Source organism: Serratia sp. CY84636 (assembly GCF_052166245.1).
Taxonomy (GTDB): domain Bacteria; phylum Pseudomonadota; class Gammaproteobacteria; order Enterobacterales; family Enterobacteriaceae; genus Serratia; species Serratia nevei.
This window is the reverse complement of the sequence record NZ_JBJNOX010000004.1, coordinates 75,245-89,721: the sequence shown is the minus strand read 5'-3', so window position 1 is coordinate 89,721 and position 14,477 is coordinate 75,245. Positions and strand designations below refer to the sequence as shown.

At 59.6% G+C, this 14,477-nt stretch carries 17 protein-coding genes; 8 read left to right on the top strand and 9 right to left on the bottom strand.

Annotation, left to right across the window (positions count from 1 at the left end; translation table 11 throughout):
- Window positions 1–12: 12 nt before the first annotated feature.
- The 3 genes from frdC to blc all read left to right on the top strand — a co-directional run bounded on the left by frdC (window position 13) and on the right by blc (window position 1,395).
- A complete protein-coding gene (frdC, locus tag ACJ8QI_RS14675) occupies window positions 13–405 on the top strand; it encodes a fumarate reductase subunit FrdC (RefSeq protein WP_038879241.1) in 393 nt (130 codons plus the stop codon).
- Window positions 406–417: 12 nt separating this feature from the next.
- Window positions 418–777 (top strand): fumarate reductase subunit FrdD, encoded by a 360-nt coding sequence (frdD, locus tag ACJ8QI_RS14670; protein ID WP_004929672.1) that lies wholly within the window; start codon window positions 418–420, stop codon window positions 775–777.
- 84 nt (window positions 778–861) lie between these two features.
- Window positions 862–1,395 carry an outer membrane lipoprotein Blc gene (gene blc, locus ACJ8QI_RS14665; protein WP_141957765.1) on the top strand — a complete coding sequence of 178 codons (534 nt, stop codon included), beginning with the start codon at window positions 862–864 and terminating at the stop codon, window positions 1,393–1,395.
- On the opposite strand, the gene sugE is transcribed toward blc, so the two are convergent.
- From sugE to efp, 4 genes are all read right to left on the bottom strand, one after another.
- Window positions 1,389–1,706, bottom strand: coding sequence for a quaternary ammonium compound efflux SMR transporter SugE (sugE, locus tag ACJ8QI_RS14660; RefSeq protein WP_004929669.1), 318 nt, complete (start codon window positions 1,704–1,706; stop codon window positions 1,389–1,391). The genes blc and sugE overlap by 7 nt on opposite strands.
- Before the next feature lie 192 nt (window positions 1,707–1,898).
- Window positions 1,899–2,030, bottom strand: coding sequence for an entericidin A/B family lipoprotein (locus ACJ8QI_RS14655; protein WP_033636766.1), 132 nt, complete (start codon window positions 2,028–2,030; stop codon window positions 1,899–1,901).
- Window positions 2,031–2,151: 121 nt separating this feature from the next.
- On the bottom strand, window positions 2,152–2,283 hold the full coding sequence (locus tag ACJ8QI_RS14650; protein WP_049202118.1) for an entericidin A/B family lipoprotein: 132 nt from the start codon (window positions 2,281–2,283) through the stop codon (window positions 2,152–2,154).
- Window positions 2,284–2,353: 70 nt separating this feature from the next.
- Window positions 2,354–2,920: an elongation factor P gene (gene efp / locus ACJ8QI_RS14645; RefSeq protein WP_004929666.1), complete on the bottom strand. Its 567-nt coding sequence runs from the start codon at window positions 2,918–2,920 to the stop codon at window positions 2,354–2,356.
- 42 nt (window positions 2,921–2,962) lie between these two features.
- Between efp and epmB the strand changes: the two genes are divergently transcribed.
- On the top strand, window positions 2,963–3,991 hold the full coding sequence (epmB, locus tag ACJ8QI_RS14640; RefSeq protein ID WP_442532741.1) for an EF-P beta-lysylation protein EpmB: 1,029 nt from the start codon (window positions 2,963–2,965) through the stop codon (window positions 3,989–3,991).
- Window positions 3,992–4,072: 81 nt separating this feature from the next.
- Here epmB and ACJ8QI_RS14635 read toward each other — a convergent pair whose 3' ends face one another.
- The 5 genes from ACJ8QI_RS14635 to ACJ8QI_RS14615 all read right to left on the bottom strand — a co-directional run bounded on the left by ACJ8QI_RS14635 (window position 4,073) and on the right by ACJ8QI_RS14615 (window position 9,109).
- Window positions 4,073–4,417: a DUF4156 domain-containing protein gene (locus ACJ8QI_RS14635; protein ID WP_025305007.1), complete on the bottom strand. Its 345-nt coding sequence runs from the start codon at window positions 4,415–4,417 to the stop codon at window positions 4,073–4,075.
- Window positions 4,418–4,595: 178 nt separating this feature from the next.
- The gene (locus ACJ8QI_RS14630) at window positions 4,596–6,221 is read right to left on the bottom strand and encodes a methyl-accepting chemotaxis protein (RefSeq protein WP_442532740.1); all 1,626 of its coding nucleotides are present in this window, start codon (window positions 6,219–6,221) and stop codon (window positions 4,596–4,598) included.
- Between the two features lie 225 nt (window positions 6,222–6,446).
- Window positions 6,447–8,093 carry a chaperonin GroEL gene (gene groL / locus ACJ8QI_RS14625; RefSeq protein ID WP_442532739.1) on the bottom strand — a complete coding sequence of 549 codons (1,647 nt, stop codon included), beginning with the start codon at window positions 8,091–8,093 and terminating at the stop codon, window positions 6,447–6,449.
- A 44-nt stretch (window positions 8,094–8,137) separates the two neighbouring features.
- The gene (locus ACJ8QI_RS14620; RefSeq protein ID WP_004952634.1) at window positions 8,138–8,431 is read right to left on the bottom strand and encodes a co-chaperone GroES; all 294 of its coding nucleotides are present in this window, start codon (window positions 8,429–8,431) and stop codon (window positions 8,138–8,140) included.
- A gap of 189 nt (window positions 8,432–8,620) precedes the next feature.
- Window positions 8,621–9,109, bottom strand: coding sequence for an FxsA family protein (locus ACJ8QI_RS14615; protein WP_019453406.1), 489 nt, complete (start codon window positions 9,107–9,109; stop codon window positions 8,621–8,623).
- Window positions 9,110–9,478: 369 nt separating this feature from the next.
- Between ACJ8QI_RS14615 and aspA the strand changes: the two genes are divergently transcribed.
- The 4 genes from aspA (at window position 9,479) to ACJ8QI_RS14595 (ending at window position 14,469) form a co-directional block, all read left to right on the top strand.
- Entirely contained in the window at window positions 9,479–10,915 is a 1,437-nt protein-coding gene (gene aspA, locus ACJ8QI_RS14610; RefSeq protein WP_004929659.1) for an aspartate ammonia-lyase, read from the top strand.
- A 125-nt stretch (window positions 10,916–11,040) separates the two neighbouring features.
- Window positions 11,041–12,342 carry an anaerobic C4-dicarboxylate transporter gene (locus ACJ8QI_RS14605; protein ID WP_038879248.1) on the top strand — a complete coding sequence of 434 codons (1,302 nt, stop codon included), beginning with the start codon at window positions 11,041–11,043 and terminating at the stop codon, window positions 12,340–12,342.
- A 109-nt stretch (window positions 12,343–12,451) separates the two neighbouring features.
- Window positions 12,452–12,775, top strand: a complete 324-nt coding sequence (gene cutA / locus ACJ8QI_RS14600) for a divalent cation tolerance protein CutA (RefSeq protein ID WP_015376376.1) — start codon at window positions 12,452–12,454, stop codon at window positions 12,773–12,775.
- Entirely contained in the window at window positions 12,751–14,469 is a 1,719-nt protein-coding gene (locus tag ACJ8QI_RS14595; protein ID WP_442532738.1) for a protein-disulfide reductase DsbD, read from the top strand. Before cutA ends, ACJ8QI_RS14595 begins: the two co-directional genes overlap by 25 nt.
- The last annotated feature ends 8 nt before the right edge of the window (window positions 14,470–14,477 follow it).

Sequence of the window (14,477 nt, the reverse complement as noted above, 5' to 3'; positions counted from 1 at the left end):
AGAAAAATTGCCATGACAACTCAACGTAAGCCCTATGTGCGCACCATGACGCCCACCTGGTGGCAAAAGCTCGGCTTCTACCGTTTCTATATGCTGCGCGAAGGCACCTCGGTGCTGGCGGTCTGGTTCAGCATCGTGCTGCTCTACGGCGTGTTCGCACTGAAGGGCGGCGCCGAGAGCTGGGCCGGCTTCGTCGGCTTCTTGCAGAACCCGCTGGTGCTGTTGATCAACGTCGTCGCCCTGCTGGCGGCGGCGCTGCACACCAAAACCTGGTTCGATCTGGCGCCGAAGGCCGCCAATATCGTGGTCAACAGCGAGAAAATGGGGCCGGGCCCCATCGTGAAAGGGCTGTGGGCCGTCACGGTCGTCGTCAGCGTGGTCATCCTGGCCGTGGCCCTGATCTAATCCGGAGGAAACATGATAAATCAAGCACCTAAACGCTCCGACGAGCCGGTTTTCTGGGGATTGTTCGGCGCCGGTGGCATGTGGGGCGCGATCGTCGCACCGGCCATCGTGCTGCTGGTCGGCATTCTGCTGCCATTGGGGCTGTTCCCCGGTGAAGCACTGGGTTACGAGCGCGTGCTGGCGTTCTGCCAGAGCCTGATCGGCCGCCTGTTCCTGCTGCTGATGATCATTCTGCCGCTGTGGTGCGGCCTGCACCGCATCCACCATGCGATGCACGATCTGAAGATCCACGTACCGGCCGGCAAATGGGTGTTCTACGGTCTGGCGGCGATCCTCAGCGTGGTCACCGTTATCGGCGTCGTCACCCTGTAAACCGCTCAGGCGGCCAACGCCCGTTGGCCGCCCTTTTCTCATCGGCTACACTGTCTACTCGCCCCCGGTAAACAGGAGTCACCGATGCGTTTATGGTCAAAGCTTAGCGTCATGCTTTCCGCCCTGCTCTCCGTCGCTTGCAGCGTCTCCCCGCCCAAAGACATCAAGGTCGTAAACAATTTCGACAGTCAGCGCTATCTCGGCACCTGGTACGAAATCGCGCGTCTGGATCATCGTTTTGAACGCGGTTTGCAGCAGGTGACCGCCCACTACAGCCCACGCGCCGACGGCGGGCTGAAAGTCATCAATCGCGGCTTCAATCCGCAGAAACAGCAATGGCAAGAAAGCGAAGGCAAAGCCTACTTTATCGGCTCACCACAGGTCGCGGCGTTGAAAGTGTCGTTCTTCGGCCCCTTCTACGGCGGCTATAACGTGATTGCCCTGGACCCGGACTACCGCTACGCGCTGGTTTGCGGCCCAAACCGCGACTATCTGTGGATCCTGTCGCGCACCCCGACGCTTGACGCCGGCGTGCGCGACAGCTTATTGCAGACGGCCAAGGGCTACGGTTTCGCCACCGATGCGCTGATCTGGGTGCAACAGTCCGCCGATCAGTGACTGCTGAACTTCAGCCCGAGAATGCCAACCACGATCAGGCACAGGCTGATGATACGCGCGATATTGGTCGACTCGCCCAACAGCACCATGCCCATGATGGCCGCGCCCACCGCGCCGATGCCGGTCCACACCGCATAGGCGGTGCCGGCGGGCAGCGTTTTCATGGCGTTGGCCAACAGCAACATGCTGACCACCATCGCGGCGATGGTGATGATGCTCGGCGTCAGCCGGGTAAAACCGTGGGTGTATTTCAGACCGATAGCCCAAACCACTTCGAGCAAACCGGCGATAAGCAGAATAATCCAGGCCATGAGACGGCCTCCCTACCACTGGGGTCGTCCCCGATATAATGACGCGTAAACGGGTCGTCCCGTTCAGCGGGGTGATGAACGGCGGGTAACCTCACCCGCACTGCGGCAGGATAGCAGCAGCGTTAACGCTCAGGCAAGAGGAGGAAATGCGGCGGCCCTCCGCGCGCGGAACGCCGCCGGGTGGAGAACGGATTATTCCGCGCTGCGCTGAATGGCCTTGCCGCCGGCCTGAATGTCCTCACCCACACCGCGGGTGGTATTACAGGCGGTCAACGAGGTCAAAATCATCAAAGAGAAGATCGCGATAATACTTTTCTTCAGCATAAGAAAGTCCTTATTTGTCGTTGATGAAAAAGTACGGCTTTCTAAGCTTAGTCAAAATTGGCGCAAGGAGTGGGATCGCCACCGGCTTTGTGACGCAAATACATCGGGTTAAAGGGCGGGATCAGCCAGCCGTGCGGGAGATGGCGCCGCCGAGATGCTGAACGTCTTCGCCGAAACCGCGAAACGTATTGCAACCGCTAAGGGAGAAAAGGAACAACAGGGAGAGCACGGCCAACAACGTTTTCTTGAACATGCGGGTTTTCTGCCAACGAACGGGGATGGGATAAAACAGAGGAACCGCGGGGGTTCCTCTGCTTTGAAACTTATTTAACGCGAGAGACGTATTCGCCAGAGCGAGTGTCAACTTTGATCACTTCGCCGATCTGGACGAACAACGGCACTTTAACCACGGCGCCGGTGCTCAGGGTAGCCGGCTTGCCGCCAGTCCCTGCGGTATCGCCTTTCAGGCCCGGATCGGTATCGGTGATTTCCGCTTCGATGAAGTTCGGCGGCTGAACGGCGATTGGACGGCCATCCCACAGGGTGATGATGCACTCTGCGTTGTCCTGCAGCCATTTGGCCGCATCGCCTACGGTTTTGCCGTCAACCTGATGCTGTTCGAAAGACTCAGGGTGCATGAAGTGGTAGAACTCACCGTCGCTGTACAGGTAGTTCATGTTGGTGTCCATCACGTCTGCGCCTTCGCAAGAATCGGTAGACTTGAAGGTTTTTTCCACGCGGGTGCCGGTCAGCAGACGACGCATTTTCACGCGTGCAAACGCCTGGCCTTTGCCCGGCTTAACGAACTCACTGGCTTCGACGGCGTAAGGTTCGCCCTCGAACATGATTTTAAGACCCGGACGGAAATCGTTGCTAGAATAAGTCGCCATGATGGCCCTCTGAATATTTGAACTGGTAGCTTAGCCAAAAAAATGGCACACATTATAACCCAAAGTACGGCACATAGAGAAGATTGGTTGCATCAACTCGCCGATGTTATTACCGATCCTGATGAATTACTGCAGCTTTTGTCACTGAATACGCACCCGGAACTGCCGCAGGGGCGCGATGCCCGCCGGCTGTTCGCCCTGCGCGTGCCGCGCGCCTTCGCTGCGCGCATGCGCCCCGGGGATGCCAACGACCCGCTGCTGCGCCAGGTGCTGACCGCCAGAGAGGAGTTCATCAACGCCCCAGGGTTCACCACCGATCCGCTCGATGAGCAACGCAGCGTGGTGCCGGGCCTGCTGCACAAATACCGCAATCGCGCACTGCTGCTGGTCAAGGGCGGCTGTGCGGTCAACTGCCGTTACTGCTTCCGCCGCCACTTCCCCTATCAGGATAATCAGGGTAATAAGAACAACTGGCGGCAGGCACTGGATTATATCCGCCAACACCCGGAACTGGACGAGATCATTTTTTCCGGCGGCGATCCGCTGATGGCCAAAGACAGCGAGCTGGAATGGCTGGTTGGCGAACTGGAGGCCATCCCGCACCTGAAGCGCCTGCGCATTCACACCCGCTTGCCGGTGGTGATCCCGGCGCGCATCACGCCGGCGCTGTGCCGCCTGCTGTCGGCCTCGCGCCTGCAGGTGCTGATGGTCACGCACATCAACCACGCCAACGAAATTGACCGCGATCTGCAAAGCGCCATGGCGCAGCTGCGCCTCGCTGGCGTCACGCTGCTCAACCAGAGCGTGCTGCTGCGCGACGTCAACGACGATGCCGACACGCTGGCGGCGCTCAGCAACGCGCTGTTCGACGCCGGTATCCTGCCTTACTACATCCACGTGCTGGACAAGGTGCAGGGCGCGGCGCACTTCATGGTCAGCGACGATGAAGCGCGCGCCATCATGCAAGCGCTGCTGACCAAGGTGTCCGGCTATCTGGTGCCGCGCCTGACGCGCGAAGTGGGCGGCGAACCGAGCAAAACGCCGATCGATCTGCGCCTGATGCAGGAGTGACGCGCGCCAAGTCCCCCAACGAAAAGAGGAATGCCGTGGCATTCCTCTTTTTTATCTCTTTGCGGCTCCGGCCTCAGCGCCTTACGGGCACTTGTAAACCTGGCCGACCATTTTGCTGTCCAGCGGTGCGAAGCTGGAGAGCAGATTCTGGCTCGGGCTGTTGGCGCCGTAGATCACGTTGCCGCCCATGGCCGCCGCCTTGTTGCGCAGATCGTTGGCCGCACCGCGCATGGAGCTGCCTTCACCGCCGTTGCCGGACAGCCAGTTGCTCTGGGTGCCGGTCACTTCCCCCAGCAGCTGGCATTCCGCCGCCGGCTTGCTGTCGGTGAACTTGATCTGCTGACCCGCAGCGGTCAGTTCATGAGTGGTGCTGCAACCCGCCAGCAGCATCGCTGCCGAGAGACCCAGTAAGGCTTTAATCCGCATCTTGTTCCCCATTCGATGTTGAGAATTACGCAAAAGCTTATCAGAAAGCGATGCCATCTCTTAAGCATCCGTTGCCACGCGAGCGGGCCAACGTCTTGAGCGACAGCTGATGACTTACCAGTTTACCAGCTAAATCGCCCCGGGCGGCAAAAATATCATCAAATACAGTGCGGCGGCGTTAGGCCCAAGCGGCAACGGCCGCCGATGCCTGCGCCGCCACGTCGCCCTGGTGCGGTTCCCCCTCCGCCAGTTGGAATACCGCCACCGCCTGCGCCAGCAGGGCCGCCTGCTCCTCCACGCCGACGGCGGTGGTCGCCACCTCCTCCACCAGCGCGGCGTTCTGCTGGGTCACCTGATCCATCTGGGTCACCGCTACCCCGACCTGCTCGACGCCCTTGCTTTGCTCTTCCGACGCGTACGAGATGTTATCCATCAGCGACGTCACCTGGTTCACCGAGCCAACGATGGCATTCATCGTCTCGCCTGCCTGCTCCACCAAGCGCACGCCGGCGGCGATATCGCCGGTCACGCCGTCGACCAAACTGCTGATTTCCTTGGCCGAAGTCGCGCAGCGCTGCGCCAGATTGCGCACTTCGCCGGCCACCACCGCAAAACCCCGCCCCTGTTCACCGGCCCGCGCGGCCTCCACGGCGGCGTTCAGCGCCAGGATATTGGTCTGGAAGGCGATGCCGTCGATCACGCTGGTAATATCCCCCACCTGACGCGCGCTGTCGTTGATCGCCCGCATCTTGTCGACCGCGCTGGCCATCAGCGTTTCGCCGTTGCGGGCAATGCCGGCGGTCTGATTGACCATCCCGGCGGCCTGGTTGGCGTTATCGGCGTTTTGCCGCACCGTCGCGGTGATCTGTTCCATGCTGGCGGCGGTTTCCGTCAGCGCGCTGGCCTGTTCTTCCGTGCGGCTGGAAAGATCGGCGTTGCCGACGGCGATCTCGTGCGTACCGTGGTTGATCGACTCCACGCCGTCACGCACCTGCTGCACGGTGGCGCTCAGTTCCTGCTGCATCGTTCGCAGGCTGGCAAACAGCATGCCGATCTCATTGTTGTTGCGTACCGCGATCTCGCTGCGCAGATCGCCGCGCCCAACCTTTTGCAAGTGTTCGGCGATCTGGCGCAGCGGCAGGATCAAGCGCCGGCGGAAATCACGTTGCACGGCGACCAGCAGCAGCAGGATCGCCGCCAGGGTGCCGCTCAGCAGGCGTGCAAAGACTTTTTGGGTCTGCTCCGCCTCTTCCACCGCCAGACGGTGGGCGGCCACCGTGGCCCGCATGTAGTCGGCAAACTGGCTATCCAGCCGCTGGCGCACCTGGCGCTTCTCTGCCGCCATGGCGTGCAGCCGCTCGATCAGCGCCGCCTGCGGCGTATCGGCCAACAGCGTCAGTTCTTGCTTCAGCACCGCCTGCTGCGCCAGGTAGACCTTTTTCATCGCCTCGCCCAGATCCGGGCGCGATACCGTCAGGCCCGGCGTCTCCCAGAACAGGTTGAACGCGACGTCGGCGCTGCGCAGCTCGTTACGTGCCTCAATGATGCCCTGCCGGATATCGGCGGCGTCCGTCTGCGCCATGCGCTCGAACGCCATGTTGTCGATCAGCGTCTGCGTTTGCAGCAAAGCACGCCAACTGCGGTTCAGCGCGGCTTCCTCGTCGGAGAAAGTGCTCATCCTGCCGATGCTGTTGCCGTTTTGCTGCATGAAATAGAAGGCGATGGCGCCGGTTCCCATGGGCATCAAGCCCAACAGCAACAGCATCAACATCAGCCAGGTGGCTATTTTCATATTTTTCAGCATAAGTCGTCTCCGTTGACAGTCACACCGGCGAGGGAAAATTCCCCGCCTGGTAGGGGCTATATCGGTACGAAACGACAACGGTTTAGGGTAAAAGCAAAATAATGCAATAATTCATTCAGTGAACTAATAACAAGCTAAATAAACATTCTTTTTATTGATTTTTAAGGTAAAAAAAACCCCGGTCGTTTGACCGGGGTTCTCAGCACACAAGCGTGTGGGGGATGATTACATCATGCCGCCCATGCCGCCCATGCCACCCATGCCGCCTGCTGCGCCCAGATCCGGTGCGTCAGCCTTCGGCAGGTCGGTGACCATGCATTCGGTGGTGATCATCAGGCCAGCCACGGAAGCCGCGTACTGCAGAGCAGAACGGGTCACTTTGGTTGGATCCAGGATACCCATCGCGATCATGTCGCCGTATTCTTCAGAGTAAGCGTTGTAGCCGTAGCTGCCTTCGCCCGCTTTCACCTGGTTGGCGATAACGGAAGCTTCTTCACCGGCGTTGACCACGATCTGACGCAGAGGGGCTTCCATTGCGCGCAGCGCAACTTTGATACCCACGTTCTGGTCTTCGTTGTCGCCTTTCAGCGCGGCGATTTTGCCTGCAACGCGGATCAGCGCTACGCCACCGCCAGCCACCACGCCTTCTTCCACTGCGGCGCGGGTCGCGTGCAGGGCGTCTTCAACGCGGGCTTTCTTCTCTTTCATTTCAACTTCAGTGGCTGCGCCAACCTTGATAACGGCAACGCCGCCGGCCAGTTTCGCTACGCGCTCCTGCAGTTTTTCACGATCGTAGTCAGAGGTCGCTTCTTCGATCTGCTGACGAATTTGAACAACGCGGCCCTGGATGGTCGCTTCGTCGCCCACGCCATCGATGATGATGGTGGTGTCTTTGTTGATCACAACGCGTTTTGCCTGGCCCAGGTCTTCCAGGGTGGCTTTTTCCAGCTCCAGACCGATCTCTTCAGAGATAACGGTACCGGCAGTCAGGGTCGCGATGTCCTGCAGCATGGCTTTACGGCGGTCGCCGAAGCCAGGCGCCTTAACGGCAGCCACTTTCACGATGCCGCGCATGGTGTTGACCACCAGGGTCGCCAGCGCTTCACCTTCTACGTCTTCAGCGATGATCAGCAGCGGTTTGCCTGCTTTGGCAACGGCTTCCAGCACCGGCAGCATTTCGCGGATGTTGGAGATCTTCTTGTCAGCCAGCAAGATGAACGGGCTTTCCAGCTCAACAGAACCGGTTTCCGGCTTGTTGATGAAGTATGGGGACAGGTAACCGCGGTCGAACTGCATACCTTCAACCACGTCCAGCTCGTCTTGCAGGCCGGTGCCTTCTTCAACGGTGATAACGCCTTCTTTGCCCACTTTCTCCATCGCTTCCGCGATCAGTTTACCCACGGTTTCGTCGGAGTTGGCGGAGATGGTGCCTACCTGAGCGATAGCTTTGGAATCGGAGCAAGGTACGGACAGTTTTTTCAGTTCTTCAACCGCAGCGACAACCGCTTTGTCGATGCCGCGCTTCAGGTCCATTGGGTTCATGCCTGCAGCAACCGCTTTCAGGCCTTCGGTGATGATGGATTGCGCCAGTACGGTTGCCGTGGTGGTGCCGTCGCCCGCCGCGTCGTTCGCTTTGGAGGCCACTTCTTTCACCATCTGTGCGCCCATGTTCTCGAACTTGTCTTCCAGTTCGATTTCACGCGCAACGGAAACGCCGTCTTTGGTGATGGTCGGTGCGCCGAAAGATTTATCCAGCACTACGTTGCGGCCTTTCGGGCCCAGAGTCACTTTTACTGCATCAGCGAGAACATTCACGCCGCGGAGCATTTTCACGCGAGCGTCATTGCCGAATTTTACGTCTTTAGCTGCCATTGGTATTTCCCTTCAACTCGTTCAGTTCAGAAGATAAAGCGCAATTACGCTTCAACAATTGCCAGAATGTCGCTTTCGGACATGATCAACACTTCTTCATTGTCGATCTTCTCTGCTTTCACGCCGTAGCCGTCGTTGAAAATCACGATATCGCCAACTTTCACATCCAGCGGTTGGATGTTGCCGCTTTCCAGCACACGCCCTTTACCCACTGCAACCACTTCACCGCGAGTGGATTTACCCGCCGCAGAGCCAGTCAGGACGATGCCGCCAGCAGATTTTGATTCAACTTCTTTGCGCTTGACGATAACGCGGTCATGCAATGGACGAATACTCATTGAACGCTCTCCTGTAAGAAGGTCTCTATCAGATTTAGGGTTGTACACCGGATGGTTGTTATTACCGGCCTCGTGGGATTTGAGATGGGGGCGTTCCAGCCCCCTTCAAGGGGGCTAGCGAAAAAAATTTCGCATTTTTGGTCGCGCGGGTGCTACAGAGATGAAAAACGCGGCCTGAGCCGCGTTTGCTTAACGATCGTGAGGCTTGCGCTCCTCGTCCGGGCGGTGTTCCAGCACCGGGCGTTCGTCGTCCTTGCGCTGGAATTCACCGTCGAAGGTGTTGCCGTTAGCGGCGTCGCCGCCCGTCCAACCGCCGGGGCGATAAACCGACAGGTGCGGCATCAGCTTCAGCGTCAACGATTTTTGCACCGGCGGCAGCAGCAGCAACAGGCCGAGGAAGTCGGTGAAGAAGCCCGGGATCAGCAGCAGGAAGCCCGCCAGCACCAGCGAAACGCTTTTCACCATTTCCGCCGCCGGGCTTTCGCCGGCCGCCAGTTTTTGCTGCATCTGCACGAAGGTTTTCATGCCCTGATTGCGCACCAGCGAAATGCCGACGCAGGAGCTGAACACCACCAGCAGCAGGGTGACAGCCACGCCGAGCACGGCGGCGACTTTGATAAAGATGGATATTTCTATGTAAGCCAGCAGAAATATCAGCAGTAGCGGTAACCAGCGCACCTGGTTCTCCTATCGGTAGGTAAAGCGCGGCCGCCACGGGGCGACGGCGCGAAAAAAGAGGCCGTAAACGGCCGACACCATTACAATGAGGGCATCACCCCACCATTTCAACCGAGAGCCGGTTTTTATTGCTAAAGTTCACAAACGTGAAAGAAGTCACAGAACCGGAAAAGGGCATATCCTTAAACACCATAAGGTGATCTGGATTCAGTCATTTCTTACCAACCAGCATATGATCTGGGCAGCAACGGGCGATTTGGTTAATCGTTTCACGCCCCAAGCCTTCGGCAATATTAATTTAGGCTGTGCCCTTACTAGCCTTGACCTGACAAATTATTAATTCGGCAGCAACACATAGAGAAGGTTCTCATGTCAAACAACATTCGTATCGAAGAAGACCTGTTAGGAACACGTGAAGTCCCCGCAGACGCTTACTACGGAGTTCACACTCTGCGTGCGATTGAAAACTTCTACATCAGCAACAGCAAAATCAGCGATGTCCCCGAGTTCGTTCGCGGCATGGTGATGGTGAAAAAGGCCGCGGCGATGGCCAACAAAGAACTCAAAACCATCCCGCGCAAAATCGCCGACGTGATCATCCAGGCCTGCGACGAGGTGCTGGATAAAGGCAAATGCATGGATCAGTTCCCGGTGGACGTGTTCCAGGGCGGCGCAGGCACCTCGCTGAACATGAACACCAACGAAGTGCTGGCGAACATCGGCCTGGAGCTGATGGGCCATCAAAAAGGCGAATACCAGTACCTGAACCCGAACGATCACCTCAATAAGTGCCAGTCCACCAACGACGCCTACCCAACCGGATTCCGCATCGCGGTGTACGCCTCCAACCAGAAACTGATCGACGCCATCAACCAGCTGCGTGAAGGCTTCGACCGCAAGGCGAAAGAGTTCGAAACCATCCTGAAAATGGGCCGCACCCAGCTGCAAGACGCAGTGCCGATGACCCTCGGCCAGGAGTTCCACGCCTTCAGCGTGCTGCTGAACGAAGAGACCCGCAACCTGCACCGCACCGCGGAGCTGCTGCTGGAAGTGAACCTGGGCGCCACCGCCATCGGCACCGCACTCAACACCCCGGAAGGCTATCAGCCGCTGGCGGTGCAAAAACTGGCGGAAGTCAGCGGCCTGCCGGTGGTGCCGGCGGAAGATCTGATCGAGGCCACCTCCGACTGCGGCGCCTACGTGATGGTGCACAGCGCGCTCAAACGCCTGGCGGTGAAACTGTCCAAAATCTGCAACGACCTGCGCCTGCTCTCCTCCGGCCCGCGCGCCGGCCTGAACGAAATCAACCTGCCTGAGCTGCAGGCGGGATCGTCCATCATGCCGGCCAAAGTGAACCCGGTCGTGCCGGAAGTGGTCAATCAGGTGTGTTTCAAGGTGATTGGCAACGACACTTGCGTTACCATGGCGGCCGAAGCGGGCCAGCTGCAGCTGAACGTGATGGAGCCGGTGATCGGCCAGGCGATGTTCGAGTCGATCCACATCCTGACCAACGCCTGCTACAACCTGCTGGAAAAATGCATTAACGGCATCACCGCGAATAAAGAAGTCTGCGAACACTACGTCTTCAACTCGATCGGTATCGTCACCTATCTGAACCCGTTCATCGGCCACCATAACGGTGACATCGTCGGGAAGATCTGCGCCGAAACCGGCAAGAGCGTGCGTGAAGTGGTGCTGGAACGCGGCCTGCTGACCGAAGCCGAGCTGGATGACATCTTCTCCGTGGAGAACCTGATGCACCCGGCCTATAAAGCCAAACGCTATACGGATGAAAATGAACAATAACAGACCTACCCGGTAGCCCTGAAAGGCACGCTAAATCCTCTGGATAGCGTGCCTTTTTACTTTCCGGCGCCCACAAAATTTTAACGTTTGATTTTCAATTTCTCTCATTTTAAGGAGTAAACACTATGCTAGCCTTGGAATTGGTTATCGTTCTGCTGGCCATCTTTTTAGGGGCCAGGTTGGGCGGTATCGGTATCGGGTTCGCGGGGGGATTGGGCGTTCTGGTCCTGGCGCTGATCGGCGTCAAGCCGGGCAGCATTCCCTTCGACGTGATTTCCATCATCATGGCGGTGATCGCGGCGATCTCCGCGATGCAGGTCGCCGGGGGGATGGACTATCTGGTGCAGCAGACCGAAAAGCTGCTGCGCAAGAACCCCAAGCACATCACCATTCTCGCCCCTATCGTCACCTACTTCCTGACCATCTTCGCCGGCACCGGCAACATCTCGCTCTCGGCGCTGCCGGTGATCGCCGAAGTGGCGAAAGAACAGGGCATCAAGCCTTGCCGGCCGCTGTCCACCGCCGTGGTGTCCGCCCAGATCGCCATCACCGCCTCGCCGATCTCCGCCGCGGTGGTGTACATGTCTTCGGTGATGGAAGGCCACGGCGTCAGCTACCTGCACCTGCTGATGGTGGTGATCCCGTCCACCTTCTGCGCCGTGCTGGTGATGTCGCTGCTGGTGACCTGGCTGTTCGACTCCAAGCTGTCTAACGATCCGGTGTACCTGAAACGCCTGGAAGAAGGCCTGATCACCCTGCGCGGCAACAACGCGCTGGCGATCAAACCGCGCGCCAAAGCCTCGGTGCTGCTGTTCCTGCTGGGCGTGCTGTGCGTTGTCGCCTATGCCATCATCAACAGCCCGGGCCTGGGCCTGGTGGCCAAGCCGCTGATGAACACCACCAACGCCATCCTGATCATCATGCTGAGCGTCGCCACGCTGACCACCCTGCTGTGCCGCGTCGACACCGACATGGTGCTGAACTCCAGCACCTTCAAGGCCGGCATGAGCGCCTGTATTTGTATCCTCGGCGTCGCCTGGCTGGGCGATACCTTCGTGCAGGCCAACATCGACTGGATCAAAGAGACGGCCGGCAGCGTCATTCAGGCGCACCCGTGGCTGCTGGCGGTGATCTTCTTCTTCTGCTCGGCGCTGCTGTACTCGCAGGCCGCTACCGCCAAGGCGCTGATGCCAATGGCGCTGGCGCTGAACGTATCGCCGCTGACCGCCGTCGCCTCCTTCGCCGCCGTCTCCGGCCTGTTCATCCTGCCGACCTACCCGACGCTGGTCGCCGCGGTGCAGATGGACGATACCGGCACCACGCGCATCGGCCGCTTCGTGTTCAACCATCCGTTCTTCATTCCCGGCACCATGGGCGTGATCTTCGCCGTGGTATTCGGCTTCCTGCTCGGCAGCATCATGCTGTAACGCTCCGACCGGGGCTGCGGCCCCGGTTTTCCTTCTGGCGATAAACTCGCCTTCTAGCCAATCCGCCTTCAGGGTATAGTGCCCATTCGAACCGATGAGAGGGCTGAAGATGTCTGATTGCGAAGCTGTCGTCATACTCTGTACCGCACCCGATGAAGCCAGCGCCCAGGAACTGGCGGCGCGGGTCTTGGGCGATAAGCTGGCGGCCTGCGCCACGCTGCTGCCCGGCGCTACCTCGCTGTATTACTGGGAAGGGAAACTGGAACAGGAATACGAAGTGCAGATGCTGTTCAAAAGCGATCGCCGCCGTCAGCAGGCCCTGCTCGACACCCTGAAACAACATCACCCTTACCAGACGCCCGAGCTGCTGGTATTGCCGGTGATGGCCGGAGATAAAGACTACCTGTCATGGATCAACGCTTCATTAAACTGATTTTGCTGCTGTGCAGCCTGTTCTTCCTGCCGCAGGCGGCACAGGCTTCGCTGTTCGCACCGACAGGCGGCAGCCAGTTCGTGCCCGTCGATCGGGCCTTCGCTTTCGATTTCAAACAGCAAGGCAACCAGGTAACGCTGAACTGGCAGATCCGCCCCGGCTATTACCTGTATCGTCAGCAGATCAAACTGGTGCCCCAGCAGGCGACGCTCGGCGCCTTTACCCTGCCGGAAGGATTGAGCCACAAGGACGAGTTCTTCGGCGAAGTCGCCATCTTCAAGCAGCAGCTTAATCTGCAGGTGCCGCTGCAACAAGCAGCGGCCAACGCCAGCCTCAGCGTCACCTATCAGGGCTGCGCCGAGGCCGGCTTCTGCTATCCGCCGGAAACCCGGGTGATCCCGCTGGATGCCGTCAGCGCAAACGCTGCCGCCCCGCTCCCGGCCGCTGCACCGGCTGAAGCGCCCGCCGTACCGGCCAGCCTGCCGTTTTCGCCGCTGTGGGCGCTGCTGATCGGCATCGGCATCGCCTTCACGCCGTGCGTGCTGCCGATGTACCCGCTGATCTCCGGCATCATCCTCGGCCGCGACCGGCCGCAAAGCAGCGGCCGCATTCTGGCGCTGGCGGTGGTTTACGTGCAAGGCATGGCGCTGACCTATACCCTGCTCGGGTTGGTGGTGGCCGCCGCCGGCCTGCAGTTCCAGGCGGCGCTGCAGCATCCTTATGTCTTGATCGGCCTGTCGGTGCTGTTCATCGCCCTGGCGCTGTCGATGTTCGGCCTCTATTCCCTGCAGCTGCCTTCCGCACTGCAAACCCGGCTGGCTAACTGGAGCAACACCCAGCGCGGCGGCTCGCTGACCGGCGTGTTCCTGATGGGCGCCCTGGCCGGGCTGATTTGCTCGCCCTGCACCACCGCGCCGCTCAGCGCCATCCTGCTGTATATCGCCCAGAGCGGCAATCTGTGGGCCGGCGGCGGCACGCTGTACCTGTACGCGCTGGGGATGGGCATTCCGCTGGTGATCGTCACCCTGTTCGGCAACCGCCTGCTGCCGCGCAGCGGCCCGTGGATGCAGTACGTGAAAGAGGCCTTCGGCTTCGTCATTCTGGCGCTGCCGGTGTTCCTGCTGGAGCGAGTGATCGGCGATCTGTGGGGCATGCGTTTGTGGAGCCTGCTCGGCCTGGCGTTCTTCGGTTGGGCCTTCGCCCTGAGCCTGAGAAGCGCGCGCGGCTGGGCCCGCGCCTTGCAACTGCTGCTGCTGGCGGCGGCGGTGATCGCCGCACGGCCGCTGCAGGACTGGGCTTTCGGCGCCGACCAGGCGCAGCAGGCCGCTCAGCCACACCTGTCCTTTACCCGCATCAACAACGTCGCACAGCTCGATCTGGCGCTGCAACAGGCACGCGGCAAGCCGGTGATGCTCGATCTGTACGCCGACTGGTGCGTAGCCTGTAAAGAGTTCGAGAAATACACCTTCAGCGATGCGGCGGTGCAGGCGAGCCTGGCCAACGCGGTGCTGCTGCAGGCGGATGTGACCGCCAACAGCGCGGAACAGGCGGCGCTGCTGAAGCATCTGCAGGTGCTGGGGCTGCCGACGATCCTGTTCTTCGATCCGGCGGGCCAGGAACTGACGGCGCAGCGGGTCACCGGTTTTATGAAGGCGGAAGCCTTCAACGCGCATTTGCAGAAAGTGATGCGATAACTGACACT

Coding starts and splice junctions, on each gene's coding strand:
- frdC (WP_038879241.1), top strand. CDS start 13: ATGACAACTCAACGTAAGCCCTATGTGCGCACCATGACGCCCACCTGG.
- frdD (WP_004929672.1), top strand. CDS start 418: ATGATAAATCAAGCACCTAAACGCTCCGACGAGCCGGTTTTCTGGGGA.
- blc (WP_141957765.1), top strand. CDS start 862: ATGCGTTTATGGTCAAAGCTTAGCGTCATGCTTTCCGCCCTGCTCTCC.
- sugE (WP_004929669.1), bottom strand. CDS start 1,706: ATGGCCTGGATTATTCTGCTTATCGCCGGTTTGCTCGAAGTGGTTTGG.
- ACJ8QI_RS14655 (WP_033636766.1), bottom strand. CDS start 2,030: ATGCTGAAGAAAAGTATTATCGCGATCTTCTCTTTGATGATTTTGACC.
- ACJ8QI_RS14650 (WP_049202118.1), bottom strand. CDS start 2,283: ATGTTCAAGAAAACGTTGTTGGCCGTGCTCTCCCTGTTGTTCCTTTTC.
- efp (WP_004929666.1), bottom strand. CDS start 2,920: ATGGCGACTTATTCTAGCAACGATTTCCGTCCGGGTCTTAAAATCATG.
- epmB (WP_442532741.1), top strand. CDS start 2,963: ATGGCACACATTATAACCCAAAGTACGGCACATAGAGAAGATTGGTTG.
- ACJ8QI_RS14635 (WP_025305007.1), bottom strand. CDS start 4,417: ATGCGGATTAAAGCCTTACTGGGTCTCTCGGCAGCGATGCTGCTGGCG.
- ACJ8QI_RS14630 (WP_442532740.1), bottom strand. CDS start 6,221: ATGCTGAAAAATATGAAAATAGCCACCTGGCTGATGTTGATGCTGTTG.
- groL (WP_442532739.1), bottom strand. CDS start 8,093: ATGGCAGCTAAAGACGTAAAATTCGGCAATGACGCTCGCGTGAAAATG.
- ACJ8QI_RS14620 (WP_004952634.1), bottom strand. CDS start 8,431: ATGAGTATTCGTCCATTGCATGACCGCGTTATCGTCAAGCGCAAAGAA.
- aspA (WP_004929659.1), top strand. CDS start 9,479: ATGTCAAACAACATTCGTATCGAAGAAGACCTGTTAGGAACACGTGAA.
- ACJ8QI_RS14605 (WP_038879248.1), top strand. CDS start 11,041: ATGCTAGCCTTGGAATTGGTTATCGTTCTGCTGGCCATCTTTTTAGGG.
- cutA (WP_015376376.1), top strand. CDS start 12,452: ATGTCTGATTGCGAAGCTGTCGTCATACTCTGTACCGCACCCGATGAA.
- ACJ8QI_RS14595 (WP_442532738.1), top strand. CDS start 12,751: ATGGATCAACGCTTCATTAAACTGATTTTGCTGCTGTGCAGCCTGTTC.